We start from the raw sequence: 18,039 nt of genomic DNA on the forward strand, positions 1-18,039 counted from the left end.
CGGGTGGGAGGGGACGGTGGTCATCGGCGGCGGCCCTTGCGGGTGGCGCGGGTGGTGAGTTCCTCGTAGGCCGGTGCGTCACCGGCGCGGACGAGTTCCCACGCGCGCGTGAACAGCTCGGGCACGGGCACCAGAGGCACCGCACGGGAGTGCTCGCCCACCGGGTAGAGGCGTTCCTTCCAGACCTCCACCGGCAGCGCGGGCGCCTTGAGGTCCCGCCAGCCGCACGGCAGGAAGAGGGTGCGACCGGCCCGCGGCCGCTTGGCCTCCACGACGAGGTCGGTGGCCATGAGTTCGGCCCGGGCCTTCTTCGTGCGGGCGGGCTTCCAGCCGGTCCAGCGGGCGCAGTTGCGGTCCGTGGGGTCGGGCAGGGCGAGCAACTGGAGGTAGAGCGCCGCCGCGTCCTCGCTCAGACCGTGCGCCCCGGCGACCTCCGCCACCAGCTCCGGCACGGTGACCGCCGGGTCCTGGGCGTGCCCGCCGGGCCTGTCGGACTCCCGGGGGACGATGCCGGCGGCGAGCGCACGGGCGAGGTCGTCGCCCAGGAGTATCCGCAGTGCCCGCAGCCCGCTGCCGCGTCCGGGTCCGGCCAGCCCCTCGACGAGCCCGAACACGGTGTCGTCCGGCCCGGTCAGTCCGGCCGGGCGGACCAGGACCGCCTCCTGATCCTGGTACCAGGGGCGCAGCACCAGCGCGTCGCCCAGGCGCGTCAGACCGTCCGCGTCGGTGCCGCCGGCGGCGGGCAGACCGTACGCCTTGCGCAGTCCGGGTGCGGTCGTGCCCTTCTCCGCCCAGGTGACGTCGAGATCGAGCAGCAGCCCCGGGTCCGTGAGCCGGCGGCGCACCGCGGCGAGCCCCTCGGGCAGGGCGGCGCGCAGCGGATGGCCGTACGGCAGCGTGTAGGCGAGCCCGGCCAGGGAGGCCACGGCGTTCGTCAGCTGGTAGCGGCCGGGCAGCGCCCGCGCGTCGTCGGGGACGAGGTCACCGTTCTCACCGGTGCGCTGCACGGTGGTGCGGCTGATCCAGGGCGTGCGGGTCGGGTTGAGCACGTCCTCGACCGAGCCGATGGACACCCCGGCGAGTTCGAGATCGGCGGCGATGTCCTCGGGGAGCCGGACGAACCCGCCGAACCGCTGCTCCCACACGCGTCCCGCGGCTGCCGTGTCCGGACCGGCGGTCCACAGGTCGCCCGGGCTGTCGGGCAGCAGGGCGCCGGCGAGGGCGGGCCCGTCGCCGAGCCGGAAGGAGTTCAACATGCTCTCACCGAGGGCCTTCTGACGTGGCTTCAGACCGATCGTCGCGAGTACCTCCGTGCTCACCTCCGCCGGCTTGCCGGCCAGCAGCAGCGCCGACTGCACGGGGCCGAGCCCGCCCCCTGTGGCGGCGGTGAGCGCGTCCGGCGCGTCCGGCTGCCAGGGGGCGGCGCCCTTGTCCCGGATCAGCTTGGTGACGGAGGCCAGGGCGTCCGCCGGGAACACCGGCGGGTGCGCGGTCTCCCGCTCCAGCACGAAGTGGGCGATCGCGCCGAACGCGCCGGACGGATCGTGGTCCAGGGCCAGCCAGTGCACACGGCCGTTCGCCCGGTCCACCTGCTGGCAGCCGAGGACGACGACCGTGCGGCCGTCCCGGCGCAGCACCTGGCCGAGGCGTTCGTGCTTGTCCTGAGGCTCGCTCAGCACGATCTCCCGCAGAGCGCGCCGTCGGCCGCGGCCAGCCGCCCGTCCGCGATCACCTCGAACAGCACCAGGAGGGCCTCCCGGTGCGCGTCGGTCACGATCGGGGAGGCGGCGCGGTAGGCGAGCGGCCGCAGCACGTCGAGCAGGGACGGCCACATCATCCTGCCGATGCCGGGGACGGTGAACTCGTCGCTCCGCCAGCCCTCGGCGGCCCCCGCGGTGCGGTCACGCTCCGGCAGCGGCCTGCCGTCGGCGGGCTTGCCCGACAGCACGTGGTTCACGGCGCGGATCTGCCGCACGGCGCTCCACTGCTGCCCGCCTCCCCACCAGCCGCGCTGGTCGGCGAGGCCCGTGGTGGCCGCCCGCAGCGTCTCGTCGTCGGCGTGCGGAGGGCTGTAGTCGACGAACATGCCCGCGACGCGCCGTCGTTCCACCGGCTTCAGCTCCACCGGCGGCGCCACGAACGCCGCGGTCGACTCCGCGAGCCGCAGCACCGCGCGCACCAGGGCGGAGACCCCGGTGAGCAGGTGCGGTTCGGTGAGATCGGGCAGGCAACGGGAGACCGTCTCGCGCAGCACCTCGTCGGAGCTAGGAAGGGCGGGGCTGCCGGGGGAGACGGCGCCCGCCCCGGTGGAACTCCCCGTCGTAGCCGTCGTAGCCGTCGTAGCCGCCTCGGACGCCTCGGACGCCTTGGCCGCCGCCCACCGCACGGCATGCTCGGCGAGCGCCTGCGCCCCGGCGCGCAGCACCGCGGCCGCCTGCTCGTCGGTCAGCGACCGCAGGACCGCCGACGCCGCCTCGTCCCGTGGCCGCAACGCGTGCCAGAAGTCGACCGGCGGGACGAGCCGCGTGCCGGCGGCGAACTCGCCGCCCCGCTCCAGCGGGGTCACCCGCCCCGACTCGCCCGCCTCGGAGGTGTCGTCCGCCGTGTAGAAGGCGATCCCCCGGTGCAGGGCGACGACGACGGGTTCGGCCCCGCCGGGGAGCCGCAGCGCGCCGACCGGCACGCCCCGGACGACGCCGGCGCGGCCCTTCGGCAGGGAGACCGTGCGTCCGTCCGGCGTGCCGGCGGTGGTGCGTGCCTCGGCGCCCTCGCCCTCCTCGCGCACCCAGCGCCCGAGGACCGTGCCGTCCGTGCCGAACGGGCTGTTCTCCAGACCGGGCTGGAGCGGCAGCACCGCACAGTGTTGCTGGAGCAGGTTGGCGTCCTCGCGGATGCCCGCCCGCAGGAAGGCCGGCAGCGAGGCGCGCCCGTGCGTGCCGGTGGCGGGGTCGTACTCCAGCCACACCTGCCTGCGCCCCTGCCGGCCCTCACGCCAGTACGAGGTGCCGTCCCCGAGGACGCGGCGGCTCGGCGGCAGGACGGTGTCGCCGGTGTGCAGCATGCGCCCGCCGGTGGCCCGGCCGCCCGCGGGCAGCGGGATCGACGGTTCACCGGCGTCGTCGGCGCCGTACCAGTGGGCGAGCTGCTCGCCGCCGAGGGGGAAGGTGTCGGACGGGCGGGCCGACCAGTAGCCGAACTGCTTGCCGCCGTCCCGCCACGTCACCAGCAGTTCGCCGTCCGTGAAGCGGAACGACGGACGCTGCCAGCGGTCCAGACCGTCGGGCAGCCGCAGGTCGTGTTCGAGGAGGATGCCCTCCGGGCCGACGACGACCACCTTGTGCCGGCGGGCGAGGATCAGCGCGGGCCAGGCCTCCTCGACGCGCAGGGTGTCGTCGCGGTCGCGCTTGGTCTCGGCGTCCAGCCGCCCGAGCGCCTCCTCCAGAGCGGGCCAGCCCAGTTCGTCCGGGATACCGGCGCGCAGTGTGCGGCCGAGCAGCGGCGCGACCTCGTGCGCGGCGACCTTGGCGACGGCCGCGGGGCTGACCCGGGCGGCGATCGCGCGAAACGGTCGCAGCTTGTCCAGCGCCGCGCGCGCGGAGGGAAGCCCGGCCGCGGCGGTCAGCTCCTCGGCCGCGTCCTCCAGCCACTCGCGCAGCACGTCGGCGAGTACGGGATGACCTGCCACTCCCTCCAGCAGCCGCGCGTCGGGGCGGTGGCCGCCGAGGGTGCCGACGGACACGTACAGGAGCCGGCGGTGGCGCGGGTCCGCAGCGATGGCCGTCAGGTCTCGTCGTCCCGGCGCGGTGTCCTTGAGCCACTGGTTCAGGGGCAGGAAGACGTTCTGCCCGGCGCCGGGCGACGTCAGCGGCACGCCCTTCGCGAGGCACAGGTCGAGGAGGTCCAGGTCGGCTCCGGCGTGCCAGCGGCCGGTGAAGAGGTCCACGGGCCGCCCGTGGTCGCGCAGCCGGGAGGCCATCCGCTCGACGAGCGCCATCGTGGCCGGCGAGCGGCCGCTGACCGAGCTGCCGTGCTTGCGGTGCAGGGACCAACGGCTCAGCCAGTCCGCCGCGTCGACGTCGGTGTCGGCCTCCCCGGTGAGCAGCAGATCCGCACCGCACTCGACGAGGAGCGCCAGCCAGAACTCGTCGTCCTGCGTGGAACGGCCCAGACCGGACGGCATGATCTCCAGCAGCCGGGTGCGCACGGCGGGCTGCTGTTCGGCGAGCAGCACCAGCGTCGACCGGTAGGTGTTCCAGAAGGACGCGGGCGCCCGGACCGCCGCCGGCGAGGCGATCAGGTCGGCGACCAGCGCGCACTCCTCCGCGGCCCGGTCCAGGCCCGCGGCCTTGATGAGCCCGCGCGCGTCCTGCGGCAGGGAGGCGTACGGCGGCATGCCCGCCGCGCACCGCTCCACCGTCAGCTGGCGGAACTGGGACCAGGCCTCGGCGGGGCTGAGACGCGCCGCGAGGGCCTTGACGTGTTCCTTGAGCGCCTTGACGGTCAGCGCCCCGGCGAACGCGAACTCCAGGAACACGGCCCGCTGCCGCTCCTCGTCGACGGCCAGCGCGTGCACCCGCTCGGCCTCGCGGGCCTTGCCGAAGAACGCGGCGGCGTACGTGGTGTTCTCGTGCTGGAGGAAGACGCGGGCGGCCTGCTCGTAGAAGGTGGGCAGGAAGTGCGGCACGGACCGGCCGAGCCGTTCGCCGAGCGCCTCGAAGCCCTCCTTGGCGGTGCCGGGGCGGGACTTGGCCTGCCGTGAGAGCCGCTCGACGTCCTTGACGAGGGCCAGCGCGTGGTGGCCGTTCGCCGGATCGTTGACCAGTGCCCAGGCGGGGAAGCCGAGCGTCTCCCGGCGGATCTGTCCGACCTCCGGCGTCTCCGGCTCCCGGACCAGGCCGAGAAAGTCCAGGGCCAGGTCCTCCGCCTCGCCCAGCGTGCCCGGCACCAGCCGCACGATCCGCCGCTCGTCCAGCGCGGGATGCGTGTACGTGCGCACGGTGAGGACGTCGGCGTCCTCCCGGCCGGTGGTGCCCGGCGGCAGGACCGCGCCGGCGTCGAGCAGTGCGGCGGAGGTCGTCTCGTCGTACGTCGTCATGCCGCCTGCTCCTCGTCCTCGATGTCCCGCCCGGCGTACAGCGAGGCCGCCATGCGCATGCCCTCCGACCAGGCCACCGGCCCGACCTGACCGAGTTTCAGGGCCCGCCCGGCGGGGTCGGTGAAGGTCAGGGGACCGGTCTCGGTCTCCTCGTAGCCGTCGTAGTCGCCGATCCACACCCGGGCCTCGACGCCCCGGCCGCCCTCCAGGACGGAGCAGACGGCGTTCCCGCCGCGCACGCGGTAGCCGAGCTGGGCGGCCCTGCCGTGCAGGAACCGCAGCTCCTTGAATCGGCCGCCCGCGAACTCCTCGACGGCAGTGCCCTCGGTGTCGAGCGCGGCGGGCCGCTGCCAGACCTCGCGGAACAGCTGCTGGGCGCGCTGCTCCACGCCGAGTTCGACGGCGAACTCCCGCAGGTCCTCCAGGTCTTCGAGGAGCACCGGGTGCGGGAGACGGACCAGGCCGGGGGTGATGCGGACGGTGTCGCCGTCGAGGTCGACCAGGCCGAGGCCGCGCTCGGTGTCGGCGTCCCGCAGGAATCCGGCCACTTCGCCGTCCTCCCCGGTGACGACGAGGTCGCGCAGGGCGGCCTGCCACGCCGGGTCGGGCCACACCCGGGCGAGGACGGCGAACGGCACCGGCAGGGAGCGCACCATCCAGCGCTCCACGTCGCTCAGGCACCGGTGTTCGTGCCGCTCCAGCCATTCGACCAGCTGACGCAGGCCCACCACGGCCGGATCGTCGGCGATCTTGGGCGGAACGGACTTCAACCGCCGCCCCGCCGCGTTGCGGCACACCACCTTGCCGTCGTCCAGGGCAACTTCGTAGTCCCCGGCGGACACCCACCCCATGTGTGCCTCCTGCACCCGCACTGATCAAGTGACCGGAACTCTAGATCAGGCCACTGACAACGGGTCCTGACGGGAGGCGACGCGGTTGTTGCCGTTGTGCACGGTGCCGACGCGGATGAGGGAACAGACCGAGGATCACGCACCGCGGACCCTCGATCACCGCGGACCCGAAGGCCGTCCGCACCGCCGGACCGCACCCCGTCCGCCGGCCAGGGTCTCGCCGCACCGCTGCCGGACGCGCACACCGTCGCCGACGACCTGGCGCCGGTGCAGCAGGAACGCCGCTTCGGCGAGCGGGTCCGCGCGGCCGGGGACGGGGCGCTGCCGCGGCAGGCGTAGCGTCGAGCGGGTCGGCCGCCGCACGTGCACCACGGCGGGGCCGTCGCCGCGCCGCACGCGCTCGAGCACCGGGCGGACACCGGCCGCTGGGACCAGGTCACGCCCCGCCCTCCGGAGCGCGGCGACCGGCCCTGGCCTCGGCGGAGCGGCGTACCTCGTCCACCGCCCGGCATCCCTGACGGTGGGCGGCGACCGCTGAGCGCGGCGCCGGGAGACGGAGGCGTACCGGCCGGGGACCCCGGCCGGTACGGTCAGCCCTCGACCCAGCCGTGGTTCTTGGCGAACTGGGCCAGTCCGGAGCGCACCTGGAGGATCTGCTCGGCGGTCAGCGAGGGCGCCGCCGTCAGCAGGGACTCGGTGACGTCACGGGTGAACTCCTCCGTGCTGAGCACGTCGCACAGGACGTCGTCGTCCGCCACGAGCGGCTTGCCGTCCGCCCCGCGCGCGAGCCGTACTCCGGACGCCTTCGGACCGCGCTCGCCGTCCTCGACCTCGAACTCGACCACGATGCCCCGCCGCACCTGCGACTCGGGCATCAGCATGTCGTTGACGTGCAGGAAGACATCCTCCCCGCCGTCGTCGGGCGCGATGAACCCGTAACCCCGCTGGCTGTCGAAGCGCACCACACGACCAGCAACCATCCCAACCCCCAGCAACCTCGAAACACCCACGTCGGTGGACCTGAGCAGATCGTAGTCACCGCGACGGCCCAGGGCGACCATCGCGGGCGCGCCGGACCCGGTCCGACGTCATACGGATACGGGAGGGGGCGCGACGGCGGTCAGGACTCCGCGCCGTCGGCCTTCTCGGCGTCGCGCTGCTTGAGGCGCGCCGCCTCCTTGCGGACCTCGGCCTGGGTGGCGCGCTCCTTCTCCAGCCACTCCGGCCCGGCGTCCTTGATCTCCTGGATCTGCTCGCTGGTCAGCGCCTCCGTGACGCCGCCGCGCGCCAGTCCGGCGATGGACACACCGAGCTTCGCCGCGACCACGGGACGGGGGTGCGGCCCGTTCTCCCGCAGGGCGCGCAGCCATTCCGGCGGGTTCGCCTGGAGCTCGTTCAGTTCGGCGCGCGTGACGACACCCTCCTGGAACTCGGCGGGGGTGGCGGGGAGGTACACACCCAGCTTCTTCGCCGCGGTCGCGGGCTTCATCGTCTGGGTGCTCTGGTGCGACTTCATGCCGTCCAGACTATCGGCCGCGGATAGGACCGCCGACCACAGCCGGTAGCCTGGCGGGATGACCGACTCGGCGGATTCCCCCTCGTTCCGGCTCGCGTACGTCCCCGGAGTGACCCCCGCCAAGTGGGCGCGGACCTGGCATGAGCGCCTGCCCGACGTGCCCCTCACCCTGCTCCAGGTGACGCCCGCCGAGGCCCCCGAGGCGCTGCGCGAGGGCAATGCCGACGCGGCCTTCGTACGGCTCCCGGTGGACCGTACGGCGTTCAGCGCGATCCCCCTCTACACCGAGACGACCGTCGTCGTGGTCCCCAAGGACCACGTGATCACGGCGGCGGACGAGGTGACCCTCGACGACCTCGCCCACGAGGTGGTCATCCATCCCCTCGACGACGTCCTCGGCTGGGAGAAGCTCCCGGGGGAGCCCGCCTTCGAGCGCCCGGAGACCACGGCCGACGCGATCGAGCTGGTCGCGGCGAACATCGGCGTCCTGGTCGTGCCCCAGTCGCTGGCCCGGCTGCACCACCGCCGCGACCTCACCTACCGGACCCTCGTGGACGCCCCGCAGTCCAGCGTCGCCCTGTCCTGGCCGGAGGACGCCACGACCGACCTGGTCGAGGACTTCATCGGCATCGTCCGCGGCCGTACCGTGAACAGCACCCGCGGCCGGGGCCAGCAGCCGCCCGCCGAGCCGAAGGCCGAGCGGGCCAAGCCGAGAACCGGAGCCGCCCCGCGCAAGGCCGGCTCGGGCGGGGCCGCGCGGGGCCGCGCCGGCGGCGCCAAGGGCGGCAGCCGACGCGGCACGGGCGGAAAGCCCGGCAAGCCCCGCCGCCGGTCGTAGCGGCGGTCCGGGGTCACGGCACGAACGTCGCACCCCGCGCGGTGCTCACCACCTTCTCCCCGTCGGCCTGCCCGAGCAGCCCGCCGGCGACCCACGCGTCCACCACCCCCCGCACCCGCGTCACCAGCGCCCCTTTGCCGCTGAACGGCGCCCCCGCCCAGACCTCGTCGAGCAGCGTCGTGCCGTCCGCCTTCGGGGGATTCGGCACCCCGGAATCGCTGTTCCCGAACACGACACGGGGTTCCGCCCGCCGCACATAGGCGTGCGTCGGGTCCTCGGTCCCCTCGAAGAAGGGGGCGAACCCGGTGCCGTCGAGCGTGAAATGCAGCGGCTTCCCGCTCACGGGTGTGAGCGAGGGCAGCAGGTCGCCGGAGAGGGCCGCGTTGCGGTACAGACCGAACTCCAGGTACGACGTCGAGGGGTTGCGGGCGACGAGGTTCACCGGGCCGAGGAACAGGGTCTGCAACGACGGGTCGTCCAGGGCCTTTTCCACCCGCAGCCGGAACGGCGCCGACACGCGCACGGTGTCCCCGTCGCGCCAGGTCCGCGACACCGGGAAATAGCTCCCGGGCGTCGGAGTGCCGCTCACCTGGCGCCCGTTGACGGTCACCCGGAACCCGGCGGTCGCCCAGGACGGCACGCGGAGCCGCAGCGAGAAGGACGCCGTACGCCCCCGGACGGTGAGCGTGGTGCCCTGCTCACGCGGGAAGTCGGTGCTCTGGGTGACGGTGACGCCCTTCTCGGCCCAGTTCAGCGTCGTCGGGCTGTAGAGGTTGACGTACAGCGCGCTGCCGTCGGCGGCCTTGAAGTACACCGAGTCCTGGTACTTGGTGGCGCTCTCCATGCCGGTGCCCTCGCAGCAGGTGGTGCCCTGCTTCGGCGTGTAGTCGCGCACATGGCCCGGGGTGAGCCCGATGAAGTACGTGACCAGCGGCTTCTCCGCGTCCGCCCGGTCCTGCCGGGAACCGAGGACCTGGTTGAGCAGGGCGCGCTCGTAGTACTCCATGTACTTCGGGTGCTGGTCGTGGAAGAACAGCGTCCGGCTGAGCTTGAGCAGGTTGTACGCGCAGCACGTCTCGGCCGTGGTGGCGCTGATCGTCCCCGCGATGACGTCCCGCGCCTTCCAGAACTCGCCCGTACTGGTGCCGCCGATGCCGTACATCCGGTGCGGTACGACCATGTCCCAGAAGTTCTTCGCGGCGGTGAGGTAGCGCTCCTCGCCCGTCGCGTCGTACAGCCGGACGTACCCGGTGAAGATCGGTATGTGCTGGTTGGCGTGCAGGCCGTCGAGGACGTCGGTGTTCGCCGCGCACGCGTCGATGAGCCGGTCGAGGTCGAACAGCCGGGCCAGCGCCAGGTGTTCGGCCTTTCCGGTGAGCGCGTGCAGATCGACGATCGCCTCGACGATGCCGCCGAACTCGCCGCTGGAGAACAGCCCCCACATGCGCTGGAGCGTGGCTTCGGGCAGCTTCGACAGCCGGGAGTACATCCAGTCGGCCATGCCGGCCGCCAGGTCCAGGGCGCGGGCGTCGTCGGTGGCCAGGTGCGCGTCCAGCAGACCCCGCAGGATCTTGTGGGCGGTGTAGTAGGGCGCCCACACGCGCGTGTAGTCGCTGCCGGTCATCGACTCCAGCTGGATGAACTGCGTCTCCGGATACGCCGCCAGGAACCCCGGATGGCTCGGGGCGCCCCAGGTGCGGCGCAGGGTGGCGGTCAGGCCGCGGCCGGAGGAGTCGGCGAAGGCGGAGCCGGACGTCTCGTCGAAGGCGTACGAGACGAGGTCGCCCGGGACGCGGGCGCCCTGCAGCCCGGTGATCTCGTCGGCGGCCAGGGCGCGCGACCACGCGTCGAACCCGCCGAGGACCCCCGCGAAGACCGGGTCGGAGGCGTAGTGGGAGCGGCCGAGCCAGTGGTGGGCGAGGGTGCCGAGGGCGGCCGGGGTCAGGGACATCGCCGTGTTCCGGGCGACGACCGTGCCGTTGACGTAGAGCGTCCCGGTGCCGCCGCCGATCGTGACCGCGAGGTGGCTCCACTGGTTCAGGGGGAGCGCGGCGGTGCCGTCGAGGCCCTGTTCGGCGCCGGGCCCGCTGGTGGTGACGGCGAACCGGGGGACACCGTTGCCGTTGCGCGCGACCAGGTACAGGTAGCGGGTGGTGTCGTTGCCGAAGTCGAGGACGCGGGCCCAGTTGCCGTCGTGGGTGGGCTTCACCCAGGCGGCCAGGGTGACCTCGGCGGCCCCGCCGAGCACTCCGGCCGGCAGGTCGACGTACCGGTGGGAGCCGCGGACGTGCTCGGCCGCCCGGCCGAATCTGCCGGCGACGCTCAGTACGGCCGGGTCGCGCCGCAGGGCCTCGCGCACCTCGGTCAGCGCGCCGACCATCGTCCCGATACGGTCCGCGTAGACCTGCTCGCCGCTGCCCGCGTACGCCTGGGACAGCATGGTCAGGAAGTGTCCGGTGTAGTGGCCGCGCAGATTGCCGTTGGCCTCGCCGTCGAGCCCCTCCCAGCCGCCGGGGGCGACCGCGCCCAGGGTGGACAGGCCGGCGTTGGCGCGGAACACCTGGAGCAGCCGGTTCACGTCGTAGCCGCGCGCGTGGTCGAGCATCAGCTGCCGTTTGGCGGCGAAGACACCGGCGCCGAGCCGGACGGTGTCGAGGGGGAAGGGCTGGAGCGCCCAGCCGACCGGGGGCGGCAGTGCCGTCGCCGTGTACGCGGCCGAGGCGGTCGAAGCCGCCGCGCCCCCGATGCCGGGGACGGCGGCGGCGAGTATCGCGCTCTGGAGAAGGGTTCGTCTGGTGAGGGGCGGTGCCATGTGCTGCTCCTCCGGTGGTCCACGGTTCGTTCGATATCACGGACGGCGTGCGGATGATCGACCAGACGCTATGAGGGGTGACGGAGGGCGTCAACGGTGCCGACGTGATTGGCGCGGAGTGGCCGCCGTCAGCCGCCCGCCGTGCGGCCGATCGACTCCACCAGAGGCAGCAGGCGGTACGGCACCCGCTCGCGCAGCGCGACCTCGGTGCGGGTGCGGACCACGCCGGGGAGGCTGATCAGCTTCTGGATCACGTCCTCCAGGTGGGCGTTGTCGCGCGCCACGACCCGGGTGAGGAGATCGCCGCCGCCGGTGATCGAGAACACCTCGACGATCTCCGGTACGGCCGCCAGCGCGTCGCCCACGTCGTCGAGGTGGCCCTGGGTGACCTCGATGTGCACGAACGCGAGCACGGGGTGGCCCAGCGCGGCGGGGGAGAGGGACGGACCCGTGCCGGTGATCACGCCCTCGCGCTCCAGCCGGTCGAGACGGGCCTGCAGCGTGCCGCGCGCCACGCCGAGGAGGCGTGCGTACTCCCGCACGCTGGTGCGGGGCTGCTCGAGCAGCAGACGCAGGATGCGGGTGTCGAGCGCGTCGACGGCCATGGTGCCCGGACTCCTCGTGTTCATCGGTGATCGCCGCCGACTGTACCAATGGCCCAGCGAGGCGCATTCCGGGCGGACCGGCCGTTCCTGGTCCGTTGGCCCTTCAACGGTTCTTCCTGGAGGTCTTTCGATGGGCCAATGGACCAGTGGACAAGGAGCCACTTGAGCCAGCTGCGGCATGGGTGCTGTCATGGAGCCGTCGATGGCGCTGCGGATACCGCGGCGCCTTTTTCATGCCGGTGTTCATGGGTGACCGATGGGGTGGGAAGCAGTGCTGAAGAGGGTGTTCGTGGCTCCGGATCCGGGGCGGGTACGGCTGCGCTTCGCCGCGCGGGCCGTCCTCGGCATCGGCCTGGCCGTCGTGGTCTGCGGCCTGGCCGGGCACTCCCTGGCGGGCGCCGTCACCGGCGGGCTCGCCGCGCTGCTCGCCCTGTTCACCGTCACCGACACCACCGTGCGCCGCCAGGCGGTCACCACCGCGCTGCTCCCGGTGGCCGGTCTGCCCGTGCTCGCCGCCGCGGCCCTCCTGCACGACGAACCCCTGGCACGCGACCTGACCTTCCTGGCCGTCACCGGCGCGGGCGTGTACGCGCGCCGGTGGGGGCCGCGCGGGCACAGCCTGGGCGTGTTCGCGTTCATGATGTTCTTCGTCGCCCAGTTCCTGCACGCGACCGGCGGACGGCTCCCCGAGCTGGCCGCCGCCGTCGTGCTCTCCGTCCTGACCGCGGCGGCCGTGCGCTTCGGCCTGTGGTGCTACGAGCGACGCCTGACCCCGGCCCCCGTGCCCGCCCCGCCGGGCGGTCGCGGTCTCGCCCGGATCACCACCCGCCAGGCCGTCCAGGCGACCGCCGGCGCGGGATTCGCGCTCCTCGTGGGCCAACTGGTGTCCGGGGAGCGCTGGTACTGGGCCGTCGGCGCCACCTGGTGGATCTTCGTCAACACCACCTCCCGCGGCGAGACGCTGGTCCGCGGCTTCCGCCGGGTGCTCGGCACGGTCATCGGCGTCGGTCTCGGCCTCCTCGTGGCCGTCCCCCTGCACGGCGCCGGCGTGCCCACGGCCGCCCTCGTGGCCGTCTGCGTCTTCGGCATCTTCTACACCGCCGCCGTCTCCTACACCTGGATGATGCTCTGGGTGACCCTGCTCGCCGAGCTGCTCTATGGACTCCTCGGCGTACTCAGCCCCGGCCTGCTCACCGTCCGCCTCGCCGAGACCGGCGTGGGCGCGCTCGGCGCCGTCCTCGCGGTGCTGTTCGTCCTGCCCGTCACCACGCACGCCGTCACCGACGCCTGGATCCAGCGCGCGTTGCGCTGCGTCCACGCCTGCACCGCCGAGGCCGCCGCCCGGCTCGCGGGCGACACCGCCGCCGACCCCGGCGCGCGCGTCGCCGAACTGGAGCAGCTGCTCGGCCGGGTCCGGCTCTCCGTCGCCCCGCTCGTGCACCCGCTGAACCCCATGCTCGGCCGCAAGGCGCGCGCCCGTCGCGTCCTCGGTCTGCTCGACGACTGTGCCCGCGAGATCCGCGGCCTCGTCGCCGTCGCCGCCGACCCCGAGGCCTCCCACGACGCCCGCCTCGCCGCCGCCTGCTGGCGGGTGCAGGCCGCGGTGGAGGCCCTGACCGAAGGCGGCACGGAACACCTCACGCTCACCGACCACCCCACGGCGGCCGAACCGGCGCTGGCCCACCTGCACGGCCTGGAACGAGCCCTGGCGGAACTGGCCCATCCCCTGCGCACCCCGCCGGGCTCGCCGCTGGTGGGGGCCTGAGAGTTTCCGCGTCCGACCGACGCGAGGTCACGTCGGCCGCCCCCGGCCCGGCCGGAGGGCGCCGACGTCAGCCGAGGCGACGGCGGGCGAGCCCTTCCCTGCTCCGAGGGGTGCCCCTCGTCCGTTCCGCCTGATCGCGGCCGGGTGCAAACCCGTAGCGGTCCGAGTCGGCGTCGCCCGTCGAGGCCTCGGCGAGTCACGACTGTCGCGCGTGGCCCTGGGCCTGAGCGCAGCTTCGGACGCGTGCTCCGCCCCGGGTGGGGTCGGGTGCGGCTGTCGGTTCGGAGTCGGCGGTGGCTGGAGCTGGTGCGTTTCCTGGCGGGCGCTCCAGGTGTTGCCGCAGGTGCCGGGCCGAGCGGGGGTCGGTCCCTGCTCCTCGACCGTCCCCCGCCACGCCCGGTCGGCCGGTGTCGGGTCCCCGCCGACCGTTCGTCCGGTGTGTCGAAACCCCTCGGCGAGCTGCCGTCTCACCTCCTCCGCCTGGTCTAGACCGCGCGTGATCGGCTGCTACCGTCGGCCCGAACAGCGACGGCACGAGAGGGGACAGCGGTGGCAGACCTCGGCAGGCGGCCCCAGCGGGCGTTCATCGGGTCGTTCACGGCGGCCGGCGGGCCCGGGATCGTGGCGGCCGGCGTGGACCCGCACAGCGGCGCACTGACCGTCCTGAGCAGCGTGAACACCCTCGCCGACCCCGCGTACCTGGCCCTGTCCCCGGGCGGCGGCATGCTGTACGCCGTCAGCGAGACCGCCGACGGCGCGGTGGCCGCGTACAGCGTGGCCGGGGACGTTCCGGAGCAGGTCGGGCCGCCCGTGCCGGTCGACGCCGGCGGTCCCACGCACCTCAGCGTGTGCGACGGCCACGTCCTGACCGCCAACTACGGCTCCGGCAGCGTCACCGCCGTGCCCGTCAGAGCCGACGGCACCCTCGCCCCGGCGGCCTCCGGGGTGCTCCGGCACAGCGGGGCCGGTCCGCACACCCGGCGCCAGCAGGGGCCGCACGCCCACCAGGTGCAGGCCGACCCGAGCGGACGCTGGGTGGTCAGCGTGGACCTGGGAACGGACTCCGTGCGGGTGTGCGACCTGCGCGACGGCAAACCGGTCCTGCACCGGGAGTCCGCCCTGCGCCCCGGCTCGGGCCCCCGCCACCTGGCCTTCCACCCGGGTGGCGGCCACGCGTACGTCGTCAACGAACTCACCCCGACCGTCACCGTCTGCCGCTGGGACGCCCCGGACGGGTCCCTGAAGCCGCTGGCGGAGGTCCCCGTGCTGCCGGGCGCGCCCGCGGGGGACGCCTACCCGTCCGGCATCGCCGTCTCGCCCGACGGGCGGTTCGTGTGGACGGCGACCCGCGGCGAGGACGTGCTGTCGGTGTTCGCCGTCGAGGGCGGCGGAGAGGCGCTGCGCCTGATCGGCACGGTGTCCTGCGCGGGCCGCTGGCCACGGGCGCTCGCCGAGTCGGCCGGTTTCCTGTACGTCGCGAACGAGCGCTCCGGCGACGTGACCTGGTTCGCCCTCGACCAGGCCACCGGGCTGCCCCGGCGCGGCGGGTCGATCCGGGTGCCCGCGGCGTCCTGCGTGGTCCTCGGCTGAAGCCACCGCGCCCACCCGCACGCACGGAAGTCAGGAAAGCACGACAGCACGGCGGTACGGCAGCACCGAAGCCGGGCACGACGAAGGGCCCGCTCCTCGGTCGGGGAGCGGGCCCTCTCGGCGTCCTTGCGGGTCTTACGGGCTCACGCCCGCGTCATTTACGACAGGTGGGCCGGCGTGCCCTGCGCCTGCTGCGGCGCGATGCCCAGGGCGGTCGTGTACTTGGCCAGGGCCAGCTTGCCGATGGCCGGGTACGGGCCGAGCGCCTCGGCGGACGCGCAGCCCGCCTCCCTGGCCGCCTCCTCCAGCAGCGTGGAGTCGATCTCCGGGCCGATGAGGTACGGCGCCAGAGCCAGGTGCTGGGAACCGGAGCCGCGCAGCTGCTCGGCGACGGAGGCGATGGAACCCTCCTGGTCGAGGGCCGCGGCCATCACCGGCACGGCGAGGCGTGCGGCGAGCAGCATGCCGGTGATCCCGGCGGCCTGCACGGCCTCCTCGCCGCCCACGGAGGCGAGGATGATGCCGTCCGCGGCCGTCGCCACGGTGAACAGGCGGGCGCGGTCGGCGCGGGCCAGACCGGCCTCGGACAGCCGCACGTGCAGCGCCTCGGCGAGCAGCGGGTGCGGGCCGAGGACATCGGTCAGGTCGGCCGCGACCCGGCTGTCCATGACGCCTGGCGGACCTGCCGCAGCAGGGCACTGTCCGGCCCGGCCAGCAGCGGCACGACGACGGCGACCGGGCCGTCGGGCTCCTTGGCGTCCACCCCGGCGGCGCGGGCCTGCTCGTAGCGGGCGGTGCGCTCGCCGGCGGAGTGCGCCAGGACGGACTGGAGGGTGGGGAACTCGGCGTCGTCCCCGTCGAGGTACCCGATGCGCGCGTCGAGACCGGGAAGCTCGGAGCGGGCGATGCTCACGACTTCCTCGGCGAGGCCGCGGACGGCGGCGCTCGGCGTACCCGGCACCGCGAGGACGAGCGCGGGCGCGCCCTCGGGAGCCGCCAGGGGCTCGGGTCGGCGGTGCGCCCGGGCTGGCGGGGGCGCGGCATTCGTACAGGGAGGCCGGACGCGGGCCCAGTGGGGGAGCTCATGGCGCCGCATGTTACTGGCTTCCTGGGCTCCCCTGTTCGGGGAGGGTGCAGGTGAGCGGTATCCGTCCGGTTTTGTCTGATGAGTTACGTACGGATCAGAAGTGATCAGCATGTATTCCGGGCGACTTGCCCTCGAAGGGGTCAATCCCCCTTTTCCGTCGTGACGTGCCGTTCACCCGCCGAGCCGTTCGGCGCGAGGCACAGCATCGTCTCGTCGACCGGCAGGCCGAGCGCGCCGGTCGCGAGATCGGTGGCGATGCGGACGGCACCGGCCAGCGGATCTCCGGCCGCCGCCACCCGCCGCGCGTACGGCAGCCGCCGTGCCAGTTCCTCCGCCAGCGGTACGAGGAGGGGCTCGCCCAGTTCCACGAGGCCGCCGGTGACGGCGACATGGTGGCGGGGCCCCACGTCCCGCGGGCAGACCGCGGCGGCGGAGTCGGCGATGTGCCGGGCGGCCGTGCGCAGGATGTCCGCGGCGACCGGATCGGCCGCCGCGGAGGCGGCCACCCGGGGCGCGAAGGAGGCGAGGACGGCGGGGCGGTCGGTGCGCGGGTAGAGCAGGCCGGGCAGACCTGCGATCGGCCCGAACTGCTCCTCTGCGCAGGCCAGGAGGGCGGCGGAACCGCCGGACCGGCCGTCGTGGGCGCGCAGTGCGGCCTCCAGCCCGGCCCGCCCGATCCACGCGCCGCCGCCGCAGTCGCCCAGGACGATGCCCCCAGCCGTCCGCCCGGTGCCAGGCCGTCAGGTCGGTGCCGAGCGCGATCAGTCCGGTCCCGGCGGCGACCACCGCCCCCGGACCGGTGCCGAGGGCACCGGCGTAGGCGGTGACGGCGTCCGCGGCGAGGGCGGTCGTGCCGACCCCGAACTCCCGCGCCAGCGCGCCCGGCAGCTCGGCCCGCAGCGCGTCGCCGAGGGTGGCGAGACCGGCGGCGCCGACGACCGCCACGACCGGCCGCGACACACCGGTCTCCGCCGCCAAGGCCCGCACCATGGGCACCAGTTGTTCCATCAGGTGCCCGGGGTCGATGCCCCGCGCGCCGGTACGCACGGGGACCCGCGACGACCGAACGGCCGGCGCGGAACCCTCGGCTCTGCCGAGGGCCACCCGCAGTCCGGAGCCGCCCGAGTCCACGGCGAGGACGCCGGGGGAGGGCTTCGGACCCGCGGGTGAGGTCACGGCAGGCGCCAGTCCACGGGTTGGCCGCCCTGCCGGATCAGCAGGTCGTTGGCCCGGCTGAACGGCCGCGAGCCGAAGAAGCCCCGGTCCGCCGACATGGGCGAGGGGTGCGCCGACTCCACCGAGGGCAGATCGCCGAGCAGCGGACGCAGATTGCGTGCGTCGCGGCCCCACAGGACGGACACCAGGGGCTTGCCGCGTGCGGCCAGCGCCCGGATCGCCTGCTCGGTGACCTCCTCCCAGCCCTTGCCGCGGTGTGCCGCGGGTTTGCGCGGGGCCGTGGTGAGCGCCCTGTTGAGCAGCAGCACACCCTGCTGCGTCCACGGCGTCAGGTCGCCGCTGGACGGCTGGGGCAGCCCCAGGTCGGTGTTCAGCTCCCGGTAGATGTTGATCAGGCTGCCGGGCAGCGGCCGTACGTCGGGCGCGACCGAGAAGGACAGGCCCACCGCGTGACCCGGCGTCGGGTACGGGTCCTGCCCGACGATCAGGACGCGGACGTCGTCGAAGGGCTGCTGGAAGGCCCGCAGGACGTTGGGTCCGGCGGGGAGGTAGGTGCGTCCCGCGGCGATCTCCGCGCGCAGGAAGTCGCCCATCTCGGCGATCCGTCCGGCCACGGGTTCCAGGGCCTTCGCCCAGCCCGGTTCGACGATCTCATGCAAGGGTCGTGGTGCCACGGGCGTCACCCTACTGCCGTACGGGCAGCG

10 protein-coding genes and 3 pseudogenes are annotated in these 18,039 nt (G+C 74.2%); 3 read left to right on the top strand and 10 right to left on the bottom strand.

Features of this window, described 5'->3' with window-relative positions; translation table 11 throughout:
* Positions 1 to 20 precede the first annotated feature (20 nt).
* From BM536_RS05605 to BM536_RS05625, 5 genes and pseudogenes are all read right to left on the bottom strand, one after another.
* A pseudogene (locus BM536_RS05605) lies at positions 21 to 5,095 on the bottom strand (hypothetical protein).
* Positions 5,092 to 5,946, bottom strand: a complete 855-nt coding sequence (locus tag BM536_RS05610) for a DUF4132 domain-containing protein (protein ID WP_073491005.1) — start codon at positions 5,944 to 5,946, stop codon at positions 5,092 to 5,094. Before BM536_RS05610 ends, BM536_RS05605 begins: the two are co-directional and overlap by 4 nt.
* Before the next feature lie 156 nt (positions 5,947 to 6,102).
* On the bottom strand, positions 6,103 to 6,354 hold the full coding sequence (locus BM536_RS05615; RefSeq protein ID WP_094102614.1) for a hypothetical protein: 252 nt from the start codon (positions 6,352 to 6,354) through the stop codon (positions 6,103 to 6,105).
* Between the two features lie 182 nt (positions 6,355 to 6,536).
* Positions 6,537 to 6,926, bottom strand: a complete 390-nt coding sequence (locus BM536_RS05620) for a cold-shock protein (RefSeq protein ID WP_073491001.1) — start codon at positions 6,924 to 6,926, stop codon at positions 6,537 to 6,539.
* A 140-nt stretch (positions 6,927 to 7,066) separates the two neighbouring features.
* Positions 7,067 to 7,462, bottom strand: coding sequence for a DUF5997 family protein (locus BM536_RS05625; protein ID WP_073490999.1), 396 nt, complete (start codon positions 7,460 to 7,462; stop codon positions 7,067 to 7,069).
* 58 nt (positions 7,463 to 7,520) lie between these two features.
* Between BM536_RS05625 and BM536_RS05630 the strand changes: the two genes are divergently transcribed.
* Positions 7,521 to 8,300 carry a LysR family substrate-binding domain-containing protein gene (locus BM536_RS05630; protein ID WP_094102615.1) on the top strand — a complete coding sequence of 260 codons (780 nt, stop codon included), beginning with the start codon at positions 7,521 to 7,523 and terminating at the stop codon, positions 8,298 to 8,300.
* Between the two features lie 13 nt (positions 8,301 to 8,313).
* Here BM536_RS05630 and BM536_RS05635 read toward each other — a convergent pair whose 3' ends face one another.
* The gene (locus BM536_RS05635) at positions 8,314 to 11,112 is read right to left on the bottom strand and encodes a beta-L-arabinofuranosidase domain-containing protein (protein WP_094102616.1); all 2,799 of its coding nucleotides are present in this window, start codon (positions 11,110 to 11,112) and stop codon (positions 8,314 to 8,316) included.
* A gap of 128 nt (positions 11,113 to 11,240) precedes the next feature.
* Positions 11,241 to 11,717: an Lrp/AsnC family transcriptional regulator gene (locus BM536_RS05640; RefSeq protein ID WP_073499270.1), complete on the bottom strand. Its 477-nt coding sequence runs from the start codon at positions 11,715 to 11,717 to the stop codon at positions 11,241 to 11,243.
* Between the two features lie 271 nt (positions 11,718 to 11,988).
* Here BM536_RS05640 and BM536_RS05645 point away from each other — a divergent pair, with 271 nt between their 5' ends.
* Both BM536_RS05645 and BM536_RS05650 read left to right on the top strand, forming a co-directional pair.
* Positions 11,989 to 13,482, top strand: a complete 1,494-nt coding sequence (locus tag BM536_RS05645) for an FUSC family protein (RefSeq protein WP_094102617.1) — start codon at positions 11,989 to 11,991, stop codon at positions 13,480 to 13,482.
* Between the two features lie 549 nt (positions 13,483 to 14,031).
* Positions 14,032 to 15,072: a lactonase family protein gene (locus BM536_RS05650; protein WP_073499272.1), complete on the top strand. Its 1,041-nt coding sequence runs from the start codon at positions 14,032 to 14,034 to the stop codon at positions 15,070 to 15,072.
* Between the two features lie 158 nt (positions 15,073 to 15,230).
* On the opposite strand, the pseudogene BM536_RS05655 reads toward BM536_RS05650, so the two are convergent.
* The 3 genes and pseudogenes from BM536_RS05655 to BM536_RS05665 form a co-directional block, all read right to left on the bottom strand.
* Positions 15,231 to 16,158 (bottom strand): annotated as a pseudogene (locus tag BM536_RS05655) (sirohydrochlorin chelatase).
* A gap of 141 nt (positions 16,159 to 16,299) precedes the next feature.
* Positions 16,300 to 17,335, bottom strand: a pseudogene (locus tag BM536_RS05660) (N-acetylglucosamine kinase).
* A complete protein-coding gene (locus tag BM536_RS05665; protein ID WP_073491314.1) occupies positions 17,332 to 18,009 on the bottom strand; it encodes a uracil-DNA glycosylase in 678 nt (225 codons plus the stop codon). Before BM536_RS05665 ends, BM536_RS05660 begins: the two are co-directional and overlap by 4 nt.
* Positions 18,010 to 18,039 lie beyond the last annotated feature (30 nt).

This window comes from Streptomyces phaeoluteigriseus (assembly GCF_001896135.2).
Classification (GTDB): Bacteria; Actinomycetota; Actinomycetes; order Streptomycetales; family Streptomycetaceae; genus Streptomyces; species Streptomyces phaeoluteigriseus.

Coding starts and splice junctions, on each gene's coding strand:
- BM536_RS05610 (WP_073491005.1), bottom strand. CDS start 5,946: ATGGGGTGGGTGTCCGCCGGGGACTACGAAGTTGCCCTGGACGACGGC.
- BM536_RS05620 (WP_073491001.1), bottom strand. CDS start 6,926: ATGGTTGCTGGTCGTGTGGTGCGCTTCGACAGCCAGCGGGGTTACGGG.
- BM536_RS05625 (WP_073490999.1), bottom strand. CDS start 7,462: ATGAAGTCGCACCAGAGCACCCAGACGATGAAGCCCGCGACCGCGGCG.
- BM536_RS05630 (WP_094102615.1), top strand. CDS start 7,521: ATGACCGACTCGGCGGATTCCCCCTCGTTCCGGCTCGCGTACGTCCCC.
- BM536_RS05635 (WP_094102616.1), bottom strand. CDS start 11,112: ATGGCACCGCCCCTCACCAGACGAACCCTTCTCCAGAGCGCGATACTC.
- BM536_RS05640 (WP_073499270.1), bottom strand. CDS start 11,717: ATGGCCGTCGACGCGCTCGACACCCGCATCCTGCGTCTGCTGCTCGAG.